The sequence below is a fragment of the Paenibacillus sp. GD4 genome (assembly GCF_030846225.1).
Lineage (GTDB): Bacteria > Bacillota > Bacilli > Paenibacillales > NBRC-103111 > Paenibacillus_G > Paenibacillus_G silviterrae.
This window is the reverse complement of the sequence record NZ_JAVCYK010000001.1, coordinates 295461-320841: the sequence shown is the minus strand read 5'-3', so window position 1 is coordinate 320841 and position 25381 is coordinate 295461. Positions and strand designations below refer to the sequence as shown.

The following is a 25381-nucleotide window of genomic DNA, read 5'->3' as shown; positions in this document are numbered from 1 at the left end:
CTCGCTGCTTGCAATCGCATTTCTGCCATTATTGGGCGCTCACACGTCCTATTAGCCGCTCAACACGGCATGCAGGGGCACACCGGGGCGTTACATTACGCCGGTACGTAACAAAATAAGGGCTGAACCGCGACGAAATGCCGCGGCTCAGCCCTTTTTATCATACTATCTTCTTACAAAATCGCCATCAATAGCGGCAATGAGAGGGGAAGGCTCCCCGGCGTAGTAGAGCGTAAGCTCATGCAGCGCCCGGGTGCAGCCGACATACAGCAGCTTGGCGTCCACCGGCTCTGCAGGATAATTCTCCGTGTCCACATCCACCAGCAGGACGGAATCGAATTCCAAGCCCTTGGACATATACACCGGCAGCACGGATACGCCGCCTTCATACTGCTGCTGACCGGGCAGGATGAGGTTCGTCGCGATGCCGAACTTTTCAAGCTGCTTATGCAGCTCTCGGCAGCGTGCTTCGCTGCGGGCGAGGATCGCCAAGGTGCCGGTTTCACTTGCCTGCCGGTGCGCTTCCACCTTGCTTTTCAGCTGGAGCAGCAGCTCCTTGCCGTCCGCTTGGACCATCGCCACCGGCTCGCCGCTCCGAAACACAGGCACGGCTAACGCAGGTGGCTCCGCCATGCCGTTTCGCAGCACCTCATTGGCGAAATAGATGATCTCCATCGTGGAGCGGTAGCTGCGGTTTAACGTGAAGTACGCCGCTTGCTCAGCAGGAAACAAGGAGAGAAACTCCTGCCAATCATGGATGCCCTGATAAGCGTGAATCCCTTGCGACAAATCGCCGAGTATGGAAAATGAGCCGTTCTTCGTATGCCGCGACAGCAGGGAGATTTGGAAAGGAGAGAAGTCCTGCGCCTCATCAATGACCGTGTGATCAAAGCGCTGATCGCTGCCGATCCCGTGAAACCGCTGGCGTATATACATGAGAGGAGCCAGATCCTCTGGCTGAACCTGCTTCTTTTTCAAGTTGGCCGCGGATTCTTCACGAATTGCTTCCGGAATACGTGCTGTAAGCTCGGACGTTAGGAAACCAGCCTTGCCGTCAAACAGCTCTTTGTAAAACGTAACCGGCGTATACTCCGTCCAGCTTTTGCCGTATTCCCTGAGCTTGGCGGAGGATTTTTTCTTATATTCCTTGGCCAAATGGGAGCCGCGAAGCTTATCCAGCCCCATCTCAAGCCAACGCTTGACGCGCGCCAATACCCGGTCGCGGCGCTTCATCAACGGTTCATGCTTATACTCCGTGTAATACCACTCTCGAATCGTAGCGGCGGTAAGTCGTACACCCTCCCACGGCTCGAAGTCGGCAGTCGGAACAGCCCGTAGCTCATAGGCAGCAAGCACCTCATCAAGCCAAGCCATAAAATGAACCGAGCCCTTAAAGCGGCCCGGTGCCGTATCATCCATAGGTGGGCGGTTCGTGCCCGAATCGAGCCAGTGGCGAAGCCGCTGCCCCGGATCGGCCAGCTTGACCTCATGCTCAAGAAGCTCCAGCGCCCAATCGGTAAAGGTCGTTTGCCGAATATGGCCGACACCCAGCTCCGGCAGAACGCCGGAAATGTAATCGAGGAACATTCGGTTCGGGGCGAATATTATCATGTTCTCCGCCTTCACCTGATCGCGGTACTGATAAAGAAGGAAGGCAAGCCGGTGCAGGGCGACGGTTGTTTTTCCGCTTCCCGCGACTCCTTGAATGACAAGGGAATGATTTTTGCCGGCACGAATGATCTGGTCCTGCTCGGCCTGGATGGTTGACACAATGTCCCGCAGCCGATTGTCCTTGTTCTCTCCGAGACGGTACAGCAGAAATTCGTCCGTTACCGCCATCGCATCCCCCGCACGATCGAACGTATCGACGACACGCTGCAGCAGCTGCTTGCGGATCACGAGGTTGCGCTTCAAATAGACAAGCCCCTCGATCACACCCTCGGGCGACTCATAGCCGGCCTTCTCCAACCCTCCGGTGAAGGAATAAAATAAGCTCGCCACCGGAGCGCGCCAATCGACGACCATGAGCTCCGGGCTGTCGGCCTTCTCCACACCGAATTTACCGATGTAGAGAGGGGTCGGCTCCGGTTTGCCCTCCTCCTGAAAGTCCAGCCTTCCGAAATAAGGCTCCGGCTTTGCGTGCTTCAAGTGATACCGCTTGTTCTCGCGAATCGACTCCAGCACCTGCTCCGTTGCGTCATGACCGGTGTATACCGGGATGTTCTCGAGATAAGCGAGCTGCTGCTCCATCTCCTGAATTGTTTGTGTAAGCCGTTCGTACTCTTGATCAAAGGTTGTTCGAGTGTCCGCTTCCAAGCTTATACCTCCGTTCGTAGGGAATATTACCCAATTTAGACAGGAGATATACTATAGCATAACTTTGCGCGCTCATGCAATCGTTTTCTTACGAAGGCTCCTTCTGAGTTTTTCCCACTGCTCTCAGCATGAAAAAAGAGAGCGCCATAATCGCGACGGTCCAGTAGGCGGCAGGGGGAAGCTGCCCGGATTCGACGGCTTGATAAATGGCGGTCGGCATGGTTTGGGTCTGGCCGGGGATGCTTCCGGCGACCATAAACGTTGCGCCGAATTCACCCAGGCTTCGGGCGAAGCCCATCAGGAAGGCGGAGGCCAGGGCGTTTTTGCATAAAGGAAGAGTAATATAGCGGAGCACCTGCCATTCGTTCGCGCCGATCGATCGCGCAGAGGCTTCCAGCTCTTGATCCACGGAGGCGAAGCCGGTTTTGGCCGTTTGATATACTAAAGGAAAAGACATGACCACGGCGGCGATGACGGCGGCCCACCAGGTGAACACTAGCGTATGACCCAGCGCCCATTCCGCGAACCGGCCGATTATGCTCTGCCGTCCCACAAGAAGCAGCAGAAGAAACCCGACCACCGTCGGAGGAAGCACCAAGGGGAGCAAGAAGAGCGTATCCAGGAGCGACTTCCCCCGTAAACGGGATCGGGTCATTCCCCAAGCGGCCAGGACGCCTAGAAGGAACACGAGAAGGGAAGCGACGGCGGATATTTTAACGGACAGCCAGACTGGGGACAACCAATCGTTCCAGGTTAATGATGACATCAGATTATGGGCGGGCAGGGATCGAAAAGCCGTATTTCACGAAAATGTCCTCCGACCGCTTCTCCTGTAAAAATTGATAAAAGCTTTCCGCTTCCTTCGGATGCTTCGTCGCTTTGACGATCCCGGCGGGATATTCGATGGGCCTATGGCTTTGTGAGCTGACGGTAAAGGCCGTCTTCACCTTGTTAGTGGTAAGGGCGTCCGTTTTGTAGACAATGCCGGCATCCACATTGCCGGATTCGACGTAAGTCAATACTTGGCGTACATCTTTGGCGGGTACGAGCTTCGACTGAACAGCCGTCCAGAGCTGATAGTAAGACAACGATTCCTTGGCATAGCTGCCTGCAGGGACGGTTTCCGGGTCAGCAATGGAAAACTTGGTGACGGAAGGGTTCGTTAGGTCCTGCAAGCCGGTTAGCGATGGGCTCGTCTTCGCAGCCGGTACGATAAGGACCAGCTCGTTCGAGAGCAAATGTTTCTGCTTCGCAGGCTCGATGAACTGCCGATCAACCAGCTCCTTCAGCTGCTTCGAGCCGGCGGAAAGAAACAGGTCTGCAGGAGCGCCCTGCTCTATCTGTTTCTGTAAAGCCCCGGAGGAGCCGAAATTGAACGTGAGCTTGACCGATGGGTTCTCGGCTTCATACAGCTTTTGAATTTCCTGCAGGCTGTCCGTCAAGCTGGCGGCGGCAGAAACGGTAAGCTGCACGGGCGTTCCGGAGGCAGAAGGTGCACAGGCGGAGACCAGTGCGGATAAGCTGAGAATAATGGAAAAAAGCATGTTTCTGCGACGCATGATAGGTTCCTCCAGCAATGGAATAAGGGTTATTTTACCACAGAATGAGTATGGTAGGATATATTTAATTATAATTAGTTATATTTAGATATAATCAAATAGGACAATACTCCAAAAAACGCTACTCTGCCAGCGAAAACAGATTATGCTATAATAGCTTAGCAAGCTTTGACCCGAGAGAAAGAAGGTATCGAACTTGAGCCAAGGGGAGTCATACACGACGGAGGAGCTGGCGAAGCTGCTTCGCATCTCCAAGCTGACGGTGTACGATCTGATTAAACGAGGCGAGCTGCCCGCTTATCGCGTAGGACGCCAAATGCGGGTGGATGCCGTCGATTTGGAGGCCTATAAGGCACGGGCCAAGGGAGGACGGAGTGCGGGAATCCCTGCTTCCGTACAGCAGGAGCAAAGCACCAGATCGATCGTCATTACCGGACAGGACATGAGCCTGGATTTGTTATGCCGTCAAATCGAGAAGAAGGACCGGCGGTTTAGGCCGCTGCGGTCCTATGCGAGCAGCATGGATAGCTTGATCTCCTTATATCAGGGACAGGCCGATATTGTAAGCTGCCATCTGCTGGACGGCGATACCGGGGAGTATAACCTTCCCTATGTACGGAGACTGCTGGTAGGGCATTCTTACGCGGTGATTCATATGCTTTCGCGTTATGCCGGGCTGTATGTAGCCAAGGGCAACCCCAAAGGCGTACGCTCATGGAAGGATCTCGGGCGTCAAGGGCTTCGGATCGTGAACCGGGAAAAGGGCTCCGGTGCCCGCGTATTGCTGGACGAGCAGTTTCGGCTGCATGGCATCCCTGCTTCCGATGTGCTCGGTTATGAATCGGAAGAGACGAACCATCTCGGCGTTGCCGGCCAGGTCGCTACAGGCCGTGCCGATGTCGGGGTAGGAATGGAGAAGGCCGCCGCGCTCGTGGGCGTTGATTTCGTCCCGCTTATCAAGGAGCGATACGATCTGGTTGTAATGAAGACGGAGACCGGGCGCGAGCTGATCGAGCTGGTTCGCGGCGTACTGCTTCAGGAGGATTGCCAAAGGGAGCTTCGGTCCGTACAGGGCTATGATTTGACCGATACCGGGAAGATCCTATATGAAACGTAGTTTGCGGGAGAGAAGGAACGGATGAAAACGTTAGTTATTGCCGAAAAGCCGGACATGGGACGCAACATCGCTGCGGCGATCGAGCCCCGTGCCAAGAACCATCGGACGTATATCGAAGGGGAGTCCTATATCATCACATGGGCGATCGGGCATCTGATCGGTCTTGCCGAGCCGGACGCATATGACCCCAAGTATAAAAAATGGAGCTTCGGCGATTTGCCGATTGTGCCCACGGAGTTTAAGCTGATCCCGAATGCGAGGACCAAGGATCAGCTGAAGGTGATCGGGGAGCTGGCGGGCCGGAGCTCGGCTTTGATTAACGCCTGCGATGCCGGGCGCGAGGGGCAGCATATTTTTGCGCTCATTCAGCGGTACTTGAAGCTTCGCCAGCCGGTGAAGCGGCTGTGGATTTCCGATCTGACGCCGGAAACGATCCGCAAGGGCTTCGCTGAGCTGCGGGAAGGCTCGGACTTTGACAATCTGACGCGGGCGGCAAGAGTTCGCAGTGAAGCGGATTGGCTGATCGGGATGAACGGGTCGAGGGCTTTTACGACCAAGCATAATGAGCTTCTGTCCGTCGGACGGGTGCAAACGCCTGTGCTTGCTTTGCTGTATGACCGGCAGCGGGAGATTGAAGCTTTCGACTCTGCGAAATACTACGAGGTGGAGGCGTGGTTCAGCCAAGGGGATACGCTTTATCGCGGGATGTGGCAGGGCGATCGGCTGAACGACGCGGAGAAGGCTAAAGCGATAGCGGCGAAGGTTTCCGGGAAGCCGGGGTGTATCGAGAGCTATGAGGTAAAGGATACGAAGGAGTATCCGTTCAAGCTCTATGACTTGACGCTGCTGCAGCGGGAGGCGAATGCCAAGTTCGGGTATTCCGCGAAGAAAACACTGGATTTGGCCCAAGCTTTATATGAGAAGCACAAGGTCATCAGCTACCCGAGAACGAACTCCAACTATGTGAATGAGCAGAACATCCCGGAAATGCACCGTGCTTTGGATCAGCTGGGGAAGACGGGATATGCGGAGCTTGTGCGGCAGGCCGACAAAAAGCTGGTACACAAAGGCAATAAGGCGGTCTGCAACCCCGCCAAGGTCGAGGATCACCATGCCATTCTGCCGACGCATAAAGTGGCGGGCGGCCTGAGTCCCGAGGAGCAAAAGCTGTATGATTTGATCGTGCGGCGGTTCTTGTCGCACTTTTACCCGGCGGCGCAGTATAAGGTACACACTGTATTGACTGAGGCTGAAGGCGAGCGCTTCAAGAGCACGGTGAAGCAGCTGCTGTCTTTGGGCTGGAAGGTCATCTATGCCGACCAGCAGAAGGAGAAGGCGACCAAGAGCAAAGCGAAGGCGGAGAAGGACGATGAGGACGACTCCGCGGAGGAGGAGATTCAGACGCCGTTCTCGCTGGATGCTTCACAGGGCGTGCTCTGTAAGGAAAGCACCGCTAAAGAGAAGGAGACGCAGCCGCCGAAGCCGTACACGGAAGGCACGCTGCTGAAGGCGATGGAGAGCGCGGGCAAGCAGATCGAGGACGAGGAGCTGCGCGACGCGATGAAGGATTCCGGGCTCGGCACTCCGGCGACGCGGGCTTCGATCATCGAGCGGCTGAAGCAGGTCGGCTACGTCGTCATGCAGGGCAAGCGGATCGCGATCACGCAGAAGGGCCGTACGGCCGTGGAGCTGATCCGCGGCGCCGGCGTCGAGCTGCTGACCTCGCCGGAGATGACCGGGCACTGGGAGCGCCGCTTGAACGAGATCGCCCGCGGCGCGGCCTCGGATGAGACGTTCATGCTGAACGTCAAGAAGTTCGCCGCCCTGATCGTAGAGAAGGTGCGGGTGCAGTCGCGCGCGGCGAAGACCGCGTTCGAGGCGCCGCCGGCGCCGGAGGGCCGCTCGAAGCGGAGCGCCGGCGGCAAGCGGGCAGCCGCAGCGGCGACCGAGAGCGCAGCGGCGGAAGCGCCGCCCAAGCGCAAGCGGGCAAGCGCCGAAGCAAAGCGCGAGGCCGCGGGCGGCGCGGCGGAGGCGGCTGCTGCAGCGGCGGTGCAGGCTGCGCCGCCGGCGCTGGAGCCTCTCGGCGCGTGCCCTAGGCCGGGCTGCCGCGGGCGCATCATCACCGGCAAGCGGGGCTATGGCTGCAGCGAGTATAAGAGCGGCTGCGGCTTCGTCATCTGGAAGGACAGCTTTGGCGCATCCTTAACGGTGACGGCTGTCCGCTACCTGCTGGAGCACGGCCGAACGGCCTCCATGCGGCTGACGAATGCAGACGGTCAGGCGGTGGACGCACGTATTGTGCTTAGCGATCCCAGCACCGGGAAGCTGACATTGGAGCCTGTATCAACTTAAATTGAAGGAGGTAGCTGCTGAAATGAAATTACAGCCGACGGAAATTCCGCTTCCTTATGTTCGCGCCAATCAGGCCGGTATGGTCATTATCATCCTCCTTGCGATAGCTTTACAGCAGCCTGTCTTGATCCTCGCGCTTTGGGCTATCCAGCTTATCAGTTTATGGCAGGGAATCCGCAGCAACTTGATCGTGCAATTGGCGGCTCCCTTCCTGCGCAACCGTATTGCCGGTGCGCCGACAGAAGCGCGAGAGCTTCAGCGCTTTAACGGGGCGATCGCGGTAATACTACTTACTATCGCCAATGTTTGCTTCTGGTACGAGGAAAGCAGCGTTTGGGGCTATGTTGCCGCGGGGATGGTGGCCTTGGCAGCGTTTATCGCGCTTTGCGGATTTTGTGTAGGCTGCTTCCTGTATTATCAGTTTAAGCGGCTGCGACGCCGATAAGGATATCCCGCGAACTACGCGGGAATTCCTCCATATTTAGCGCCCAGGTCTCCCCAGGGCGATCAAAAAAAGCGGACGAATCGCAATGACGCGATTCGTCCGCTTTTCCTTATTTACTCAGCTTGCGCATCCAGCGGTGCTTGAACCGCTTGCGGCTGCCCGGTTTGGCCCAGTCGCCGGGCTTGGACAGGGCGTCCATCATATGGCCGATCTCTATAGCGGACAGTCCGGCCTGCTGCTTTAGCTTCGTGCACAGGATGCGTCCGGGGACACTCGCCCCGACCAGCACCAGATCGATTCGGGACTTGTTCCGCTTCAGCTTCCGTATGACGGAGTTTACCTCCCCATACCCGTCCATGCCCACGGTTAGGACAACCTTCAGCCCGCGACGCTTCAGCTGTCTCGCGGCATCCGGAGAAGCCCGGCCTACCAGAGCTACGCGATTCTCCCGAATCAGGCGGTGCAGGTAACCTTTTTCATACAGCTGATCATTGAGGAAGGAATCGGCGATCCGCGGCGGCTTCCAGCCGGAGCGTGCCATAAAGGCACGTAAATAAGTAATGCTCACTTTATAATGGGAGACCCCAACTATATTCGCCCCTTTGACGGCCTGCTCGAGGTCGCGCTGGAGCTTCTTCGAGGGAGGGAGCTTAACGCCGAGAAATCGGGATACGTAATATAGCGACCGTACATTGCGGCGGGCCAGCAGCTTCGCCATTACATCGCCAAGACGAATAACGGAAACCGGATGCTTGCGGCGCACGGCGGCGGACACATAACGATACACATAACGCGGACCGACGGTTTTGCGACCATAACCGCGCTCGATGACTTTCACACGCTGTTTCGCGTTCAGCATCATTCAACACTCCTTCATAGCAGCATGCTCCATGCATACTATGAGAGGGCAGGCTCATGGGTACATCTAAACTCTTCAATTCTATGAAAATGGGCGATTGTTTTACTTATTTTGGTATAACATAGAAAAATATAGTGACGAAATGACAGACGCTGCCAGCTAAAACGAACGTATGCCAGATGGCGTGATGGTAGGGGACACGCCTCCATAAGTAGAATAGGGTTCCGAACGTATAGAGTACTCCTCCCATGACGAGCCAGAACAGACCGCCCTCCGGAAGCTCCTCATAGAGCGGACGTATGGCAAAGAGAATCATCCAGCCCATCGCTATGTAAAACAAGGTGGAAAGCACAGGAAACCTTTTGACATAAAATAGCTTAAAGATGACCCCAATGAGCGCAAGTCCCCAAATCACACCGAATAAACTCCAGCCTAGTGTGCCGTGCAGAGTAACTAGCAAGAACGGAGTATAGGTACCTGCTATAAGCAGATAGATCGCTGCATGATCCATAATTTCAAACAGATCGATCCACTTGTCGGTTCGCGCGCTGTGCAGCAGGGTAGAGGAGACATATAGCAAAATCAAAGTAACCCCGAAGATGGTACTGCTGACAATCCTCCACAGATCACCGATGTGCAGCGAGCTGATAAGCAGCGCAATCAGCGCGGCAACACTCAGCACAGCTCCAATTCCATGGCTGATGGCGTTTGCGCGTTCTTCCTTCCAAGCACGGTCCATTCATCATCATCCCCCTAGGTCGATTAAGCGGAATAGCTGGTGGTAGGTTTACCCATTGCCGACCCGAATATACAGGCCCCCATGCAGCATTTCCCTCCATTGTACGCCGACATTAGGGGGATGACCATTGATCAATATCACACCGAAGGGATGATAACTGTCACAAAGCCGGGGATCTCATGAGCCGGATAGCCCTTAAGCAGCCAATGCTCCGGCGTATCCCGAACTCCCTGTACCTGCAGCTTAAAACGGGAGGCAGGAAAGCTCTCGCAGAGCAGCTCAAGCCGGTTCCCGTCCACTTTCTCCACCTCGGCCATTCCTTCCGTAGTTTCCTCCTCCTCCGTAATTATGGAAATTTTCACCTTATTGGTATCGACAGCAATTCTTTTGCTGCATTCGATCGTAACACGGCTGCGGCCTCTGCGGGAGGCACGAAGCGGCAGCGGCGGATCCTCATACATGGATAGTCCGATGTGGTATTCATAGGCTGTCCAGAAGCGATAGCCTTCTTCGCAGGAAGCTTCAGCAAACCGGCGCAGCCACTCATTGCTTCGTCTCATCGGCTTCAAGGAACCGATATCGGTCTGCACGCCGATCGGGATCTCCTTGTGAAGCCTGCGAATTTGCTCGACAAACGGGCGATATCGCTTCACATAATCGGCCGGCAGCCGTGAACGCATCCAATCGGGCCAATGCGTTTGCAGCACGTGCAGATCCGGCCGGACAACAGAGATCATCTCCGCGGCATCGACTCCCTGCATTTCTTTCACGGCCGCGACGGGGTCGCGCCCCGCATCAACCGCCAAAGACCAAGTCGCGATTCGGATGCCCGGCCGTCCGCTGCGAACGCCGCCGGGCGCGTTGATCAGCTCATCCAGGAAATGATTGACGGCACGTACGCGAAAGGCGATCCATTGCTGGTATAAGGTCGGATCTTTCTTGTAATACCTGGGAGAAAGTCTGTTCACGAAATCGGGCGGCTCGGAGCCGGAATAGGCGCGGAAGGCCGCAATGGCCCAAGGGCCGATGTCCCCGTATACCCCGCTGGAGAATCCGTTCCACTCCGGGAAATACGGTTCGGCGATTTCCAGTCCGTCAAACGCATACTCTCGTACCATACGATGGAGCACTGTTTTTTTCCACTCCACATAAGATCTGCTGAAATGAGAGAAACGGTAAAAACCATCGTTCACCGGCTTCAAAAGCGTCATCTGCCATGACTCCCAGCCCTTGGGAAGATGCTCGGTTGTGTAAGCTCCGTTCCCAAGCACCGTAGCCCACACCTTCATCCCCCGTCGATGGAAGGCATCGAGCAGTCGACCGTCCACCGTCGTCTCTTTCGTCACAAAATACCGTACCGTCCGGTACCCGGCGAGCTCCAGCTCGGCCGCTACGCTTTGCGCGGATCTGCCTTGGTAATAGGAGAAGGCGGGATCGAATTGAATCGTCGGTTCACAACGCGGTTCCTCCTTCCATGCCATCAAACATCAAGCCTCCGTTCTCGTAAGCCGTATTACTAGCATCTATGTCGATTTCAATGAAATTAGAAGCAGATCGGGATGTGACAGTTCTATACAGTCATGATAAAATGGAAGGATACGATCCTTACCTTGTCAAAAGAAAGCGGTGCAGTTACGATGACCAAGGCAGTTCCCGTTCATATTTTAAGCGGATTCCTGGGAAGCGGCAAGACGACCTTGCTTACCCGGGCGCTGGATTATTATAAGCTGCAAGACTTGAAGCCTGCGGTATTGATGAATGAGCTGGGCGACGTGAATTTGGACGGTATGCTCGTCGGGGACGAGGTGCCGATGACCGAGATGCTGGGCGGCTGTATCTGCTGCACGATTCGCGGCGATCTTGGACTGGAGCTGAAGGAGCTCATCGAGGAGCACAAGCCGGACGTTGTTTTCGTAGAATGCACTGGCGCTGCGAATCCGATCGAGATTCTCGATGGGGTTACGGATGCCTCGTTGCTAACCCAGCTGGAATTGAAATCGGTGATCACCGTAGTCGATGCTGCGCAATTCGCCGAGCGGGCCGAACGATCCACCGGCAAAACCTTCCGTCTTATGCAGGATCAGATCCGCTGTGCAACCCATTTGATCTTGAACAAAAGTGATCTTGTCGAGCACGATACATTGCAGTCTGTGGAAAAGCAGCTCCGCGAGCTGAATCCAGTGGCGCCTATTGAGGTGACGGTCAAAGCAGAGATTGACCTTTCCTTATTTCAACAGCTGGAGGGTTCCGTGTCCAAGACACATCGCCATGCCGAGGGAGAAGCCTGCAGCTGCGGCAATCCGAGCCATCACGGGCATCACTCTCATACGGCTGCCCATCATTCCCATGAGCACGTGATGGTATATACTCATTATTTTGACCATCCGATTGACAGCGAGCGGTTTGAAGAGCTGATCGGACGATTGCCTCACGAAATTTATCGGGCCAAGGGCATTCTTCGCTTTACGGATACGGTAAGCCCGTTCATGTTCCAATATGCCTATCGCGAGATGGACTTTTTGAAAATTACACCGAAAGAGGAGCTCCCGAGCGTTGCGGTGTTCATCGGCGAGCATTTCAATAAAGAGCAGCTGGTTGCCGAGCTGTCCAAGCTGTAACAAAATCGTGAAAGAGATGGGGTACTTATGGCGAAGCACGAGCATGACATAGAAGAAACGGTTCAAGATATGTTACAAGCGATGGCCGCTAAGGGCTGGAGAATTACGGATCAGCGCAAAAGCTTGGCCAAGCTGTTTGCCGAATCGGCCGGATACTTGTCGCCCAAGGATGTATATGACTTCATGAAGGTAAAATATCCGGGCGTCAGCTTCGATACGGTCTACCGTAACCTTCGGCTGCTAAGCGAAATGGGTGTGCTGGAACAATTTTATTTGAACGAGGGACTGAAGTTCCGTGCGAGATGTTTGTCGCACCATCATCATCATATGATCTGTCTCGGCTGCGAGAAGACCGTTACGTTCGAATTTTGTCCGATGAAGCATATCCCGGATCTCCCTTCGGATTTTCAGATTCAAAATCATCGCTTTGAAATTTTCGGTTACTGCAGCGAATGCACACCGCCAACGCCTTAATATCAAGCGCCTTCCCAGCAGGGAAGGTTTTTTTTCATACCGAGCATTTTTTTCCAAAAAAACAATTGACACCATTTGCCTAACGATGCTAATATACTGACATAAAACAAAGTAAACGCATCGGAATTAAATGAATGTGACCGGACCGCCGGAATGTGAGTACCGAGAGTGCTTTGTTGATCTAAAACCAACTAGACCAATGTGAAAAGTTATTTAATAATCGGAGCGGCAACAACGATTTATAAGCAAACCTTATCGATTATTCAAATTTAGGTTAACTAAGGGGAGAGAAAAAGATGGGTATTCAAGCAGCGGGGTTTCAAGCATTCAAGAAATGGACTCTATTCGGCGCATTAACATTATCTTTGGTGGGACTGACCGCTTGCGGCGGTTCGGCCGCGAACAACGGTTCGGCACCGGCACCGACCGACAACAAATCGACCGCAGCGGCGAAGCCTTCCGTAGAACTGCTCAACGTATCGTACGACCCGACTCGTGAACTTTACCAGGAATTTAACAAAGCGTTCGCCGCTCACTGGAAAAGCAAAAACAATCAAACCGTAACCTTCAAGCAATCGCACGGCGGCTCCGGCAAGCAAGGACGCTCCGTCATCGACGGGCTGGAGGCTGATGTAGTAACCTTGGCGCTATCTTATGATATTGACGCCATTGCCGACGCAGGGGTACTGCAGAAGGATTGGCAGAAGAAGCTGAAGGATAACAGCTCGCCATACACATCGACCATCGTGTTCCTCGTCAAGAAAGGCAACCCGAAGGGAATCAAGGATTGGGATGATCTGGTGAAGCCGGGGGTGCAGGTGATTACTCCTAACCCGAAAACTTCAGGCGGCGCCCGCTGGAACTATGTTGCGGCTTGGGGCTACGCTTGGCAGAAGAACAACAAGGATGATGCGAAAGCGAAAGAATTCGTGCAGCAGCTCTTTAAGAACGTACCTGTGCTGGACTCCGGTGCCCGGGACTCTACAACCACCTTCGTGCAGCGCGGGATCGGCGATGTACTGATCGCTTGGGAGAATGAAGCGTTCCTGTCGATTAATGAATTCGGCAAAGACAAATTCGAGATTGTCGTGCCTTCCGTCAGTGTTCTTGCTGAGCCTCCGGTAGCTGTAGTCGATAAAATTGTAGATAAGAAAGGCACCCGCGAGGTAGCCCAAGGATACCTGGAATACCTGTACAGCGAGGAAGGCCAAAATATTGCGGCGAAAAACTACTACCGTCCGCGGCTGGAGTCGGTAGCGAAAAAATACGAAACTCAATTCCCTAAGCTGAATTTGTTTAAGATCGACGACGAGCCGTTTGGCGGATGGCAAAAAACACAAAAAACGCATTTCAGCGACGGCGGTGTGTTCGACCAAATTTATAAGCCTTAACTATCATCTGAGTGAGGAGATTCCGGCCGACCCGGGATCTCCGAACGTCTAGGAGAGAATGAGCAATGGGTAAAGCTTGGAAAGAGCGCAGTATTCTACCCGGATTCGGATTGTCGATGGGTTTTACTGTCATGTATTTAAGTTTGATAGTCCTTTTTCCATTGTCCGCCATTTTTATCAAAACGTCGGGCATGACGTGGTCCGCCTTTTGGAACACCATACTCGATCCGCGTGTCATTTCATCCTATAAAATAAGCTTCGGGGCTTCCATAGGAGCCGCACTCATAAATACCGTCTTCGGTTTCATTGTGGCATGGGTGCTTGTCCGCTACAGCTTTCCCGGCAAACGCATCGTAGACGCACTCGTGGATTTACCCTTTGCACTGCCTACGGCGGTAGCGGGGATTGCCTTAACGACCATTTACTCTCAGAACGGGTGGGTAGGCAGCCTGCTGGAGCCGCATGGAATTAAAATTGCTTTTACCCCTCTTGGCATTACATTGGCGTTAACGTTTATCGGGATCCCGTTTGTAGTACGCACGCTCCAGCCGGTGATTGAAGAGCTGGAGAAGGAAGTGGAGGAGGCCGCCGTGAGCTTAGGCGCAGGACGCTGGAACACGTTCCGCAAGGTGATTTTCCCGGAGCTGCTTCCGCCTCTGTTAACCGGCTTCACTCTTGCTTTCGCCAGAGCCGTCGGGGAATACGGATCGGTCGTATTTATTTCCGGCAATATGCCGATGAAGACCGAGATCGCACCGTTGATGATTATGACAAAGCTGGAGCAATACGATTACACAGGTGCTACGGCAATTGCACTGGTCATGCTGACGATCTCCTTCCTTATGCTGCTTGTCATCAATTATCTGCAATGGCGCACGAATCGCCATGCAACGCAGGCGTAGGGGGGATCATCATGGCAGGGTATGTTGCAACGACAGTCAAGAAAGGCTCTTCACTGGCCGAACGACCGAAACACATCACGGAGCCGGCGCTTGTCAAATGGCTGCTGATCACCATAGCGGGATTATTTCTCGGGTTTCTGCTGATCCTCCCGCTTGTTTCCGTTTTCGTCGAAGCCTTCCGCAAAGGGTACGAGGTATATTTGGCTGCCCTTGTCGATTCGGATGCGGCAGCGGCGATAAAGCTCACTTTAACGGTTGCAGCTATCGCGGTGCCGGCCAATCTGCTCTTCGGTCTGGCAGCGGCGTGGGCCATCACGAAATTTAAGTTCAAGGGAAAAAATTTACTCATCACGTTAATTGATCTGCCTTTCGCGGTTTCTCCGGTCATTTCAGGCTTGATTTATGTCCTATTATTTGGGGCTAAAGGCTGGTTCGGACCCTGGCTTCAGGCGCACGATATCAAAATCATTTTCGCCCTGCCCGGCATTGTGCTGGCGACTGTATTCGTCACTTTCCCGTTTGTTGCACGCGAATTAATTCCTTTGATGCAGGCGCAAGGCGTCCAAGAGGAGGAGGCGGCTGTCACGCTCGGCGCCAGCGGCTGGCGGATCTTCTGGAAGGTTACGCTTCCTAACATCAAATGGGGCTTGCTCTATGGCGTCATCTTGTGTAATGCCAGAGCCATGGGAGAGTTCGGAGCGGTTTCCGTCGTTTCGGGCCATATTCGGGGTTCAACCAATACGATGCCGCTGCACATTCAAATATTGTACAACGAGTATAACTTTGCAGGTTCGTTCGCGATGGCGTCTCTATTAGTCCTGCTGGCTGTCATTACTCTGGCAGTCAAGAGCTTCATCGAGTGGAGACACCAATCGCAGCTGAGCAGGAAAGGGGAATAAAGAGATATGCATATCGTGGCCAAACACTTGACCAAAAGCTTTGGCAGCTTCCAAGCGACGAAGGATGTCAGCTTTCAGATTGAGAAAGGCAAGCTGATCGGTCTGCTCGGACCCAGCGGCGGCGGCAAAACGACGATTCTCCGTATGCTGGCAGGCCTGGAGGAACCGGACGGCGGTGACATTCTGTTTCACGGCGAGAAGGTGAACAACAAGCCCCCCCGGGAGAGAGGTATCGGGTTTGTATTTCAGAACTATGCGTTATTTCGGCATATGAGCGTGTTTGATAATATCGCATTCGGGCTAACCGTACAGAAGCGCAGCAAGCAGCAAATCAAAGACCGCGTTACGGAGCTTATCGAGCTGACCGGCCTCAAGGGGCTGGAGAAGCGTCTGCCTCACCAGCTGTCCGGAGGGCAGCGCCAGAGGGTCGCATTCGCTCGAGCGATTGCTCCGGAGCCGCAGCTGCTGCTGCTCGATGAACCGTTCGCCGCTATCGACGCCAAGGTGCGCAAGGAGCTCCGAACTTGGCTCAAGGACATGATTGACCGTGTAGGCATCACAACGATCTTCGTTACACATGATCAGGAGGAAGCCGTTGAGGTAGCGGACCAGATCATGATTATTCATCAAGGCCGTCTTGAGCAGCAAGGCTCCCCGATCGATATTTATCAGAAGCCTAGCACGCCTTTTGTAGCAAGCTTCATCGGCGAGTCGACCCAGTTGAGCAATATTTCTCATTTGAAGGGGTTTGAAGCGGGGGATTTTGAGAATGGAAGAGCGATCATTAGGCCGGAGTTTATTGAAATCGGGCAGGGGAACGAGATTTCTTTCCCGTCCGCTGCGGAAACCGGCGTAGTGAAAAATACCTTTTTCCGCGGGAATCATTGGCAGATTGAGGTAGAATTGGGCAGAGACCGCCTGTTCGCTTATCGCTCCTTGGAGCTGCCGTTAATCGAACCCGGCGAGCAGGTACATGTTCTCATTCATCGATTGTATTTATTTAATGAAACGAGCAGCACGACACTAGAGAATAGCTTGAAGATTGATCCGCTGCCTGTTCATATCTAAAATGAGGGAAAGGAAGAGTTGTCTATGGAGCATCACATCACGATTCGAAGCGGAGGAGCAGATCTGGCGGCAACTCTTCATTATCCTTCCGCCGGGGTGACGGAAGATCAGGCGTCGCCGAATAACGGGCGGTACCCGGTCATTATTATCGCCCACGGCTTCGTGGGCAGCCGCGTCGGGGTGGACCGGCTGTTCGTGAACGCCGCCAGAGAGTTCAGCCGCGCCGGCTATATGGTGCTGCGGTTCGATTACGGAGGCTGCGGAGAGAGCACGGGAGACTACGGCTCGGGAGGCTTGGATCAGCTGATCGATCAAACCCGGTATGTCATCGATTACGCCTATGACATGGATTGCGTCGACCCGCAGCGGATCATTCTTCTCGGACATAGTCTAGGAGGTGCAGTCGCGATTCTGACAGCGGCGCGTGACAAGCGCGTGAAAACACTGGTTCTTTGGTCAGCGGTAGCCCATCCATTTACGGATATCGTGAACATTACCACCCGCGAAGTGTATGACGAGGCCATTCAGCACGGCTCGGCCGACTACTTAGGGTATCAATTGACACCGGACTTCTTCGAGTCGTTATCCAAGCACCAGCCTCTTGAGCAGACGCGCAAGTGCAGCGGCGACGTGCTGCTAGTGCACGGCACAAGCGACGAGACGATCCCGGTGGATTATTGCTTCTTATACCAGAAGCTGTTCTGGATGAGATCTCAAGGGACCTGCGATAAAGAGATCATCTTTCAGGCGAACCATACTTATTCAACGGCGAGAGCGAAGGAAGAGCTCTTCCGGACAACGAAGGATTGGCTGCTCTCGTTGGAGCGGCGCAAGAAGGAATGGAACGACTGGATCATTTAAGCCAAGGGCGTTATTTTTAAACATTAAAAACCAAGTAAACGCATGGGAAATAAGTGAAATATACAACCGGGAGGGTGTTCACGTATGGCAAAGCCGCTTGATATTGATGAGGTATGGAGCAAGCGCATCCTGCAAAGTGTTAACGGTTTGGAGTATGGAACCGTACAAATTATCGTTCATGACGGCAGAATCGTACAAATCGAGCGCACGGAGCGCAAGCGGTTTGACAGTGAGCATCAGGCTCGCCAGAACACAGTGGTACGTAATGTAACGGAAACGAAGCAGCAGCGTACCCATCCATAGTACAATCGCAGTCTACCGGATCACCGGAGACTTCCTTTACCTTGTGAGCAGGGCCAACATCGGAACTGATCCCGCGGGTAAGGGAGGTCTCTTTTTCTTCAAATCACAATAAAGGAGAGGTATCACTTTGGCAAAGGTTGCGATGATTTCGGGGAGCCCTTCGGAAACGTCTCGCTTGAACGGTGTATTGGAACTGGTATCGGAGGTCGTTGCCTCGAATGGTCACGAGATCGAGTGGGTGCATGTGAGACAGCTGCCTGCGGAGGACCTGATGTTTACCAAGCTCGACAGCCCGGCCATTCTTGCCGCGAACCGGATTGTGGAGCATGCGGATGCATTAGTCATAGCAACGCCGAACTACAAGGCCACCTATACCGGAGTGCTCAAAACGTATTTGGAACTCGTTCCGCCAAAGAGCCTGGAAGGGAAAACGATTCTTCCGGTTGCCATAGGCGGCATGGAAGCCCATTTGGTAGCAATCGACCGCACGCTTAAGCCGGTGCTATCCGCTCTTGGTGCCCGGTACCAATGGAACGGAGTTTATGCCCTTGATTCGCAGGTACAGCGTGTAGATAACGATAAGTTCGAGCTCGATGAGGAGCTGGTACAGCGGATCAAGGCAGCCTTACAGGAATATTTGCAGGAAGTGAAAGCAAGAGAGGGATTCACCGGTACAAAAGAAGCTGAACTTGCGATTGCAGGGGAGCAAAGCAGCAAATATGCCGATTTCGCCTGCCATACTGCGAGAAGGGACTAGCGGCTTCTTACTGTGAGAAGCAGATCTTGGATCGCACTTATTCGATAGAAGGAGATGATTCCATTGATCACACGGACACAGCTGCAGGCACATGAAGAGCTATGGCATTTGCCGGATTATCAATTCGTTACCCATTGCTTCGAGGTTTATGGCTTGAACCGGGGTATCTATAACACGATGGATGAATGGTTATACCGCTTCGGCATCCGGGAGGTTGTGCAAAGAAGACAAACCATTGCTGCCTTCCTGTCCTCACCGCATTTGCAGGAACGGGGGAATGGACGTTATTTGAAATTCGGGAAGGGGGGCTTAACCAAGCAGCTGTACGACTTTGTACAAAGCTCCCGATAAGAAAATGAGGCTGACCCTTAGTGACTTATCACTGCAAGGTCAGCCTTTTGCTTACTCTTGATTTACGGAAATATGCGAATTATCCAAATGTGTGTTCTCTTTGGCGTTAACTACGGTTTTCTCCTTGTTTCCGGATCCCGTATTTACGTTGACGTTCGGAACATCATTTCGGATACTTGCGTCCACCTCATTCAACTCTTGGAATTGCTGCTCGTTGCTCATACGATTTCACCTCGCTTTCCAAATTAACCGAGCCGACCCGGCTCCGGCTTAACCTCAAAATGGTTTTCATCCTGGTAGCTTACATGACTGCTTTCATAATTTGCCGGAATGCCTGCTTGCCGGTCCAGTCCCGGAGCTTCCGAATTACCGGCGGAAGCCTGATGAACGGCCTCGAACGGCACATCGTCGGGAAGCTCCCAGCTGGCTCTTTGTCCCGCCATTTTTTCCGCTTTCACTTTGTCATTTGATTGCTGCACTTCCGTTCGCCGCCTTTCTTTTGAAGCACTCACACCGCAGGTATTTTTCCCCGATGCACTTTCTTTTCATGCAAGGTTTCTTCTTCGTTATTTGAATCCGTCGGTCCTGCGGACTTCGGTCGAATTGCGAATAACGCAAGAAGAGCACCGACTACGCTCACACCCGTAAGGATGAAGTACAGCATAGAGTGGCCAAGCACAACCAACAAAGATACGGCGGGCGGACCGGCGGCAACCCCGATGAACCGCATGCTGCTGTACACCGAGCTTACCGTCCCTCGTTCTTTTTTACTGATCCCCTCTGTAATAAAGGCATCCAGACAAGGAAGGGCAACCCCAATACCGATCCCAGCCAGTCCGATCCATACAAATTGCAGCCATAATATGCTGATCCCGAATAGTGCCGTACAAACGAGCGCTCCCGATAGCAGCAGCATGCCGAGCACGGTAACCCATTTCATTCGTTTTTTATTTTCCCCGATCCACTTTCCCGTTATATAAGAAGAAAGACATAGGAGCGAAAGGGGGACGGCCAGCAAGCCGCCTTTCCAAATCCCGTCGATTTGATACTGCTCTTCAAGTACATTGGAAATTTGAAACAAGATTCCAAACAGGACGAACATGCAAATCGCCCCGATCGCGAATACGCCGGCAAGCCAACGGCCTTTCTCCCTTGCGATCTCTTTCAATGAATGTAGAAATTCTTGAACCGATTCCTTCTTCTCTTCGTTATCCTCCTTCTTTGGCGTTTTGACCAAAAAGGCAACGAGCAGGACGGAAATCAGACATAGCACAGGTATGGCCAGAAACGGAATGTACCAGATCCATAGTGCCAGGAGGGACCCGAGAACAGGGCTAAGAACCTTACCGAACGTATTCGAGGTTTCCACCAGTCCCAGCGCATGGCTGACCTCTTTTTCATTCTTGAACATATCTCCAACAAGAGGCAGCACGATAGGGAAAGCTCCTGCAGCCCCGATACCTTGAAGAAAACGGCCAGCCAAAATCGTCCAATATGCGGCCCCGTCGTTCATCCACCAAGCGGCCAGCCCGCAAATCAAGCCGCCAATCCCGGCCAATATAAGACTGGGAACAATGACGATTTTGCGGCCGAACCGGTCCGACAAGAAGCCGGCAATCGGAATCAGCAGAATGGCGATCACGGAATATACGGTAATGATCATACTGACTTGAAAAGACGTAATGTGCAGCTCCCTGGATATGGATGGAAGAATCGGAATCAACATTGAATTCCCTAGTGTCATGATCAAGGGAATGGAGGAGACGGCAACCAAATCCCATGTTTTCTTGGCTTCCATGAAACGGACCACCCTTCATTTTGGTATTGTCGAGATGTCCGGCATGTCCGGTAACTGTAAACCATATGGTAAATAATGACATGAACGTGGATTGAACCTATCACCAACAAACTTGTCGAATGGCAGAAGTTATTGTCAAACGAAGTGCCATATTATATAATGTTGAAGTTACTCAGAAAGGGGAATTGACCAATGACTAAAAAGAAAGCACTTTTGTTTTTGTTTCTATGTATGACACTGGTTATCGTTGCTTGCGGACAGAAGGCAGCTCCCGCAGCTCAGCCGGCGAACGGATCTGCTGCCCCGGCTGCGCAAAAGGAAACGAAGCTGGATCAAATTAAAAAGGCCGGTAAAATTGTTGTAGGCACTAGCGCCGATTACCCTCCTTACGAATTCCATAAGGAAGTCAACAAAAAGGACGAAATTGTCGGCTTTGATATTGAAATTGCGAGGGCGATTGCTAAGGACCTCGGTGTTGAGCTTGAAATGAAGGATATGAAATTCGACGGCTTGCTCGCAGCGCTGGAAGCAGGCAATGTAGATTTCGTCATTTCCGGCATGACGCCGACAGAAGAGCGTAAGAAGAGTGTTGACTTTACCAAGGTTTATTATACGGCTGTCCAGACGGTTGTTATCCGTGCGGAAGATAAAGATAAATTCAAATCCATCGATGACCTGAAAGGGAAAAAGGTGGGGGCACAGAAGGGTGCAACACAAGAAAAAATCGTAAAGGAACAAATGCCTAATTCGGAAGTGAAGCCGCTTGGTAAAATTTCCGATTTGATGCTGGAGCTGAAAAACAAGAAGGTCGATGCACTTGTTGTAGAGCTGCCGGTGGCAACGGCTTATTTGGCCAAAAATAAGGATCTGATGGTAGCGGAAAGCATCAAGCTGAATACGGAAGACAGCGGCTCCGCGATTGCTTTGAAAAAAGGAGCGCCTGAGCTCGTTGAGGCCATGAATAAAACGCTGGATCGTCTGATGAAGGATAAAACCATCGATAAGCTTGTTGCTGAAGCCAACGATATGGTGGAATAATATCTGGAGATTCATAGCCGCTTCTTGACAAAAACCTGTGCGGACCTGTCCGTCGGGTTTTTGTTGGTTATAAACAAATCCTACTTGGCAAAGGTGGTGGAGTTAGGTTGAATTTTGATTTTATGGACAAGTACTACATGTTTTTCCTTAACGGGGCTAAAGCCACATTAATCTTATCGATTCTTACCGTGCTTTTTGGGGTTGTACTCGGAATGGTTGTGGCGATGATGAGAATGTCCCGTTTTTCCGTCCTTCGCTACATTGCCGTTGCGTATATTGAGGTCATCCGGGGCACGCCGCTGCTGGTGCAGCTGTATATCATTTATTACGGTCTGCCGAAACTGGGCATTCAATTCCCGGAAATTCCGGCGATCAGCAGCTCCTTCCCCGATTTTATGGCAGGGGTGGTAGCCTTATCGATCAACAGCGCCGCTTATGTAGCCGAAACGTTCCGTGCGGGGATTCAAGCCATTGATAAAGGACAAATGGAAGCGGCGCGTTCGCTGGGTATGCCTCAAAGCATGGCCATGCGCTTCATCATTTGGCCGCAGGCTTTCCGCAATGTGCTGCCTGCACTAGGGAATGAATTTATCGTCATTATTAAGGAATCGTCCATCGTATCGGTTATCGGAATCAGCGAGCTGATGTATAGCGCCGATACGGTACGGGGCAACACGGCACAGCCTTTTGAGCCGCTGATCGTTGCCGCCGTCATTTATCTCATCATGACCTTAACGCTGTCGAAGCTGCTTGGGGTCGCCGAAAGGAGGATGAAGACCAGTGATTAACGTGACGGGGCTGCATAAATCGTTTGGGAGCAATCATGTGCTGACCGGGGTGGATATTGAAATCCGGAAGGGCGAGGTTGTGGTCGTTATCGGTCCGAGCGGCTCAGGGAAAAGCACATTCCTACGCTGCTTGAATTTGCTTGAGCAGCCGACAGGGGGCGATATCGTATTTGACGGAGTCTCCCTGCTCAAGGGCAAGCAAAATATTAATCAGCTGCGGATGCGGATGGGGATGGTATTTCAGCAGTTTAACCTGTTCCCGCACATGACTGTGCTGGACAATATTACGCTCGCCCCCCGCAAGCTGAAGAAGCTGAGCGAGTCGGAAGCCAACGGGATCGCCATGAACCTGCTGAAGCGGATCGGGCTTAGCGACAAGGCGAAGAGCTACCCGGGGCAGCTGTCCGGCGGACAAAAGCAGCGAATCGCCATTGCGCGGGCGTTAGCCATGTCTCCGGATGTGATGCTCTTCGACGAGCCGACGTCAGCGCTCGACCCGGAGATGGTAGGAGAAGTGCTTGACGTCATGAAGGAGCTCGCGGCGGAGGGGATGACAATGGTTGTCGTCACTCACGAGATGGGCTTCGCCAAGGAAGTGGGGAGCCGACTCATCTTCATGGACGGAGGCAACATCGTCGAGCAGGGGAAGCCTGAGAACGTATTTGCCAATCCTCAGCACCCGAGAACTCAAGAATTTTTACGCAAGGTTCTATAACGATTCAGAAAAAAAGACCCTGTTTACACCGCACGAGATCAGTGCGGTGCAGCAGGGTCTCTTTTCGTTTTTAAGCGTCTTGGTTAAGACTCCGCACGAATTCTTCCTTGATTGCGCGCAGCACGTCCGGATTGGCGGCCGCATCGTATGCTGTAAAGGCGAGAGACTTGGCTCCAAGCAGCATCCCTTCGAAGGCTCGGTCCTGCATCGCCAAGTCCCGGAATTCCTTCGTATGCAGCAGATGCTTCTCATCTATCACCTTGATATAAGGATGAATGGCAGGGCAGTGGCGCGACACATTGCCGAGGTCTAGTGAGCCGTGATCTTTACCGTACTCGATTTCCTCTTCCCGGATGCCCAGCTCCACCAAATTTTTGGTAAAAAGCTCCGACAGTGTCTCGTTCGTAATCAACTCGTCATAGGAGTATTCATAATGAGACCATTCCAGCCGGCAGCCCGTTTGAAGCGCAGCCCCTTCCGCACAGCGCAGCACCTTCTGCACAACTTCATCCGTATAAGGGCGATTGGCCGAACGGATATAAAATTGAGCGGATGCATAATCGGGAATAATGTTCGGTGCTTTTCCCCCGTCGTTGATAATCCCGTGAAGGCGGGCATGGCTCCTGAGCTGCTGCCGCAAGGCACCGATCGATTGAAACAGCAGGAGGACGGCATCCAGGGCATTGACGCCTTCATAAGGGCTTGCGGCAGCGTGAGCAGCCTTGCCGAAGTATTCGAACTGCACCGCATCCATCGCCAGGGATTGCCCGGAACGCTCGTATGTATAGAAGGGGTGAGCCATCAGAGCAACATCTACATCATCAAACAGGCCTTCCGCCGCCATGGTCACTTTCGCCCCTTTGGTTTCCTCCGCAGGCGTGCCGTAGACGCGAATGGTGCCGCCGAGCTCGTCAATAACAGACTTCAGCCCAATGGCCGCAGCAAGGCCCATCGTACAGATCAAGTGGTGACCGCAGGCATGGCCGAGCTCCGGCAGAGCGTCATATTCACATAGGAAAGCGAGAATCGGGCCCGGTTTGGGAGACTGATACTCTCCTAGAAAAGCTGTAGGGAGCCCATGGTAAGGGTTCTGTACCTGGAAGCCGTGCTGCCGTAACGCCTCCGTCAAACGGGCACAGGCTTGAAATTCTTCATGTCCCAGCTCCGGATGATTCCCGATATAGCGGGACAGCTCAATCAAGGAATCCGCATAGGTATCAATGGTACGGGCGATCTGTTGTTTCATGGCAGAGTTATGCGCTCCTTTCGGAATCTATAGCTTTCATTATATGAAATCGGCCGGGTAAATACAAAGAAGACTCCGCAGCTATCGCTTGCAGGAGTCTTCATCACCGTTTAGGCTCGGCGGGTTATGGTCATGTGTTATTGCAGGTTTCTTCGAGGATCAAGAATTTGCTCCTCCAATTGGCGCTTAATCTTCTGCACCGCTTCAACTTCCAGTTGATGATTCTCACGGAAACGGACACCGGTTAAGGCCAGCGCCTCATTCAAGGTAAGCTCGACGGAGATTTTCTTTTCTTGCGGCTGCTCAGCGTGTTGACTCATGGCTCATCGCTCCTTTGTGATGTTCTGCCTAGTCGACCAATAGTGTGAAAGCTGCTATTTAAGTAAGTGTTTACATTGCTGAAACCCTTGATTTTCCTTGGTTTTAATATAACATATCATGTTACATTTATCAAGCCGAAAAGAAAAAAAGAGACGCCTAATTTTGTACGGTTCGTACTTTTAGGGTCTCGTAGCTATTTGGCCTTATTTTTCATCCTGAGCTGCTGCATCGTGAGTACCAATCGGTCGATTTTTTGGCTGAGCTCTACAACCTTGGGATCAACGAAGCTGCCCTTTTGTTCGACCAAGTGATACAGCTGAAACTGCATGCGTTCCAGATCCTGCTTTAATTTCAATTCATCCATTTCAACTGTTCAACCCCGATTCATGCCCAAATAAGTTCCGCTAAGGAGCTATTATAAGGCTTGTCCGCCGGGAAAGTTGTAAAAACGTGTCGATAAAATT

Annotated in this window: 28 protein-coding genes; 16 read left to right on the top strand and 12 right to left on the bottom strand. The window is 52.9% G+C overall.

Features of this window, described 5'->3' with window-relative positions; translation table 11 throughout:
• Window positions 1-165: 165 nt before the first annotated feature.
• From RAC89_RS01400 to modA, 3 genes are all read right to left on the bottom strand, one after another.
• A complete protein-coding gene (locus RAC89_RS01400) occupies window positions 166-2316 on the bottom strand; it encodes a HelD family protein (RefSeq protein ID WP_306611279.1) in 2151 nt (716 codons plus the stop codon).
• An 88-nt stretch (window positions 2317-2404) separates the two neighbouring features.
• Window positions 2405-3082 carry a molybdate ABC transporter permease subunit gene (modB, locus tag RAC89_RS01395; protein ID WP_306611277.1) on the bottom strand — a complete coding sequence of 226 codons (678 nt, stop codon included), beginning with the start codon at window positions 3080-3082 and terminating at the stop codon, window positions 2405-2407.
• A 4-nt stretch (window positions 3083-3086) separates the two neighbouring features.
• Window positions 3087-3875: a molybdate ABC transporter substrate-binding protein gene (gene modA, locus RAC89_RS01390; RefSeq protein ID WP_306611276.1), complete on the bottom strand. Its 789-nt coding sequence runs from the start codon at window positions 3873-3875 to the stop codon at window positions 3087-3089.
• Window positions 3876-4071: 196 nt separating this feature from the next.
• Between modA and RAC89_RS01385 the strand changes: the two genes are divergently transcribed.
• The 3 genes from RAC89_RS01385 to RAC89_RS01375 are packed head-to-tail and all read left to right on the top strand — an operon-like array spanning window position 4072 to window position 7789.
• The gene (locus RAC89_RS01385) at window positions 4072-4992 is read left to right on the top strand and encodes a helix-turn-helix transcriptional regulator (RefSeq protein ID WP_306611275.1); all 921 of its coding nucleotides are present in this window, start codon (window positions 4072-4074) and stop codon (window positions 4990-4992) included.
• 21 nt (window positions 4993-5013) lie between these two features.
• A complete protein-coding gene (locus RAC89_RS01380) occupies window positions 5014-7344 on the top strand; it encodes a DNA topoisomerase 3 (RefSeq protein ID WP_306611274.1) in 2331 nt (776 codons plus the stop codon).
• A gap of 22 nt (window positions 7345-7366) precedes the next feature.
• A complete protein-coding gene (locus tag RAC89_RS01375; RefSeq protein WP_306611272.1) occupies window positions 7367-7789 on the top strand; it encodes a DUF4395 domain-containing protein in 423 nt (140 codons plus the stop codon).
• Between the two features lie 109 nt (window positions 7790-7898).
• On the opposite strand, the gene RAC89_RS01370 is transcribed toward RAC89_RS01375, so the two are convergent.
• From RAC89_RS01370 to RAC89_RS01360, 3 genes are all read right to left on the bottom strand, one after another.
• A complete protein-coding gene (locus RAC89_RS01370; protein ID WP_306611271.1) occupies window positions 7899-8648 on the bottom strand; it encodes a GT-D fold domain-containing protein in 750 nt (249 codons plus the stop codon).
• A 106-nt stretch (window positions 8649-8754) separates the two neighbouring features.
• The gene (gene trhA / locus RAC89_RS01365; protein ID WP_306611270.1) at window positions 8755-9387 is read right to left on the bottom strand and encodes a PAQR family membrane homeostasis protein TrhA; all 633 of its coding nucleotides are present in this window, start codon (window positions 9385-9387) and stop codon (window positions 8755-8757) included.
• A gap of 137 nt (window positions 9388-9524) precedes the next feature.
• On the bottom strand, window positions 9525-10868 hold the full coding sequence (locus RAC89_RS01360; protein ID WP_306616018.1) for an N-acyl-D-glucosamine 2-epimerase: 1344 nt from the start codon (window positions 10866-10868) through the stop codon (window positions 9525-9527).
• Window positions 10869-11024: 156 nt separating this feature from the next.
• On the opposite strand from RAC89_RS01360, the gene RAC89_RS01355 reads away from it, so the two are divergent.
• The 10 genes from RAC89_RS01355 to RAC89_RS01310 all read left to right on the top strand — a co-directional run bounded on the left by RAC89_RS01355 (window position 11025) and on the right by RAC89_RS01310 (window position 19011).
• Window positions 11025-12005, top strand: coding sequence for a CobW family GTP-binding protein (locus RAC89_RS01355; protein WP_373429999.1), 981 nt, complete (start codon window positions 11025-11027; stop codon window positions 12003-12005).
• A gap of 27 nt (window positions 12006-12032) precedes the next feature.
• Entirely contained in the window at window positions 12033-12479 is a 447-nt protein-coding gene (locus RAC89_RS01350) for a Fur family transcriptional regulator (RefSeq protein ID WP_284639726.1), read from the top strand.
• A 296-nt stretch (window positions 12480-12775) separates the two neighbouring features.
• Window positions 12776-13870, top strand: a complete 1095-nt coding sequence (locus RAC89_RS01345) for a sulfate ABC transporter substrate-binding protein (RefSeq protein WP_306611268.1) — start codon at window positions 12776-12778, stop codon at window positions 13868-13870.
• A gap of 65 nt (window positions 13871-13935) precedes the next feature.
• Window positions 13936-14772 carry a sulfate ABC transporter permease subunit CysT gene (gene cysT, locus RAC89_RS01340; protein ID WP_306611267.1) on the top strand — a complete coding sequence of 279 codons (837 nt, stop codon included), beginning with the start codon at window positions 13936-13938 and terminating at the stop codon, window positions 14770-14772.
• An 11-nt stretch (window positions 14773-14783) separates the two neighbouring features.
• On the top strand, window positions 14784-15671 hold the full coding sequence (gene cysW, locus RAC89_RS01335; protein WP_306611266.1) for a sulfate ABC transporter permease subunit CysW: 888 nt from the start codon (window positions 14784-14786) through the stop codon (window positions 15669-15671).
• Window positions 15672-15677: 6 nt separating this feature from the next.
• Entirely contained in the window at window positions 15678-16739 is a 1062-nt protein-coding gene (locus RAC89_RS01330; RefSeq protein ID WP_306611265.1) for a sulfate/molybdate ABC transporter ATP-binding protein, read from the top strand.
• 24 nt (window positions 16740-16763) lie between these two features.
• The gene (locus RAC89_RS01325) at window positions 16764-17600 is read left to right on the top strand and encodes an alpha/beta hydrolase family protein (RefSeq protein ID WP_306611264.1); all 837 of its coding nucleotides are present in this window, start codon (window positions 16764-16766) and stop codon (window positions 17598-17600) included.
• 84 nt (window positions 17601-17684) lie between these two features.
• Window positions 17685-17903: a YezD family protein gene (locus tag RAC89_RS01320; RefSeq protein WP_306611262.1), complete on the top strand. Its 219-nt coding sequence runs from the start codon at window positions 17685-17687 to the stop codon at window positions 17901-17903.
• 142 nt (window positions 17904-18045) lie between these two features.
• Complete coding sequence (gene ssuE / locus RAC89_RS01315; protein ID WP_306616017.1) at window positions 18046-18660, top strand: NADPH-dependent FMN reductase; 615 nt, start codon at window positions 18046-18048, stop codon at window positions 18658-18660.
• 63 nt (window positions 18661-18723) lie between these two features.
• On the top strand, window positions 18724-19011 hold the full coding sequence (locus RAC89_RS01310; RefSeq protein WP_306611261.1) for an RNA-binding protein: 288 nt from the start codon (window positions 18724-18726) through the stop codon (window positions 19009-19011).
• Window positions 19012-19062: 51 nt separating this feature from the next.
• On the opposite strand, the gene RAC89_RS01305 is transcribed toward RAC89_RS01310, so the two are convergent.
• From RAC89_RS01305 to bcbE, 3 genes are read right to left on the bottom strand one after another with little or no spacing between them, the layout of a single operon-like run.
• On the bottom strand, window positions 19063-19233 hold the full coding sequence (locus tag RAC89_RS01305; protein ID WP_306611260.1) for a hypothetical protein: 171 nt from the start codon (window positions 19231-19233) through the stop codon (window positions 19063-19065).
• A 23-nt stretch (window positions 19234-19256) separates the two neighbouring features.
• Complete coding sequence (locus RAC89_RS01300; protein WP_306611259.1) at window positions 19257-19490, bottom strand: hypothetical protein; 234 nt, start codon at window positions 19488-19490, stop codon at window positions 19257-19259.
• A 29-nt stretch (window positions 19491-19519) separates the two neighbouring features.
• Window positions 19520-20809: a bacillibactin exporter BcbE gene (gene bcbE, locus RAC89_RS01295; RefSeq protein WP_306611257.1), complete on the bottom strand. Its 1290-nt coding sequence runs from the start codon at window positions 20807-20809 to the stop codon at window positions 19520-19522.
• Window positions 20810-21001: 192 nt separating this feature from the next.
• Between bcbE and RAC89_RS01290 the strand changes: the two genes are divergently transcribed.
• The 3 genes from RAC89_RS01290 (at window position 21002) to RAC89_RS01280 (ending at window position 23350) form a co-directional block, all read left to right on the top strand.
• A complete protein-coding gene (locus tag RAC89_RS01290; protein WP_284639706.1) occupies window positions 21002-21847 on the top strand; it encodes an ABC transporter substrate-binding protein in 846 nt (281 codons plus the stop codon).
• A 122-nt stretch (window positions 21848-21969) separates the two neighbouring features.
• Entirely contained in the window at window positions 21970-22635 is a 666-nt protein-coding gene (locus RAC89_RS01285; RefSeq protein WP_373429998.1) for an amino acid ABC transporter permease, read from the top strand.
• Entirely contained in the window at window positions 22628-23350 is a 723-nt protein-coding gene (locus tag RAC89_RS01280; protein WP_306611254.1) for an amino acid ABC transporter ATP-binding protein, read from the top strand. The genes RAC89_RS01285 and RAC89_RS01280 overlap by 8 nt, the downstream gene beginning before the upstream one ends.
• A 70-nt stretch (window positions 23351-23420) precedes the next feature.
• Here RAC89_RS01280 and RAC89_RS01275 read toward each other — a convergent pair whose 3' ends face one another.
• From RAC89_RS01275 to RAC89_RS01265, 3 genes are all read right to left on the bottom strand, one after another.
• Window positions 23421-24596, bottom strand: a complete 1176-nt coding sequence (locus RAC89_RS01275) for a M20 family metallopeptidase (RefSeq protein ID WP_306611253.1) — start codon at window positions 24594-24596, stop codon at window positions 23421-23423.
• A gap of 137 nt (window positions 24597-24733) precedes the next feature.
• Complete coding sequence (locus RAC89_RS01270) at window positions 24734-24916, bottom strand: hypothetical protein (protein ID WP_284639698.1); 183 nt, start codon at window positions 24914-24916, stop codon at window positions 24734-24736.
• Between the two features lie 194 nt (window positions 24917-25110).
• Entirely contained in the window at window positions 25111-25281 is a 171-nt protein-coding gene (locus RAC89_RS01265) for an aspartyl-phosphate phosphatase Spo0E family protein (protein ID WP_284639696.1), read from the bottom strand.
• Window positions 25282-25381 lie beyond the last annotated feature (100 nt).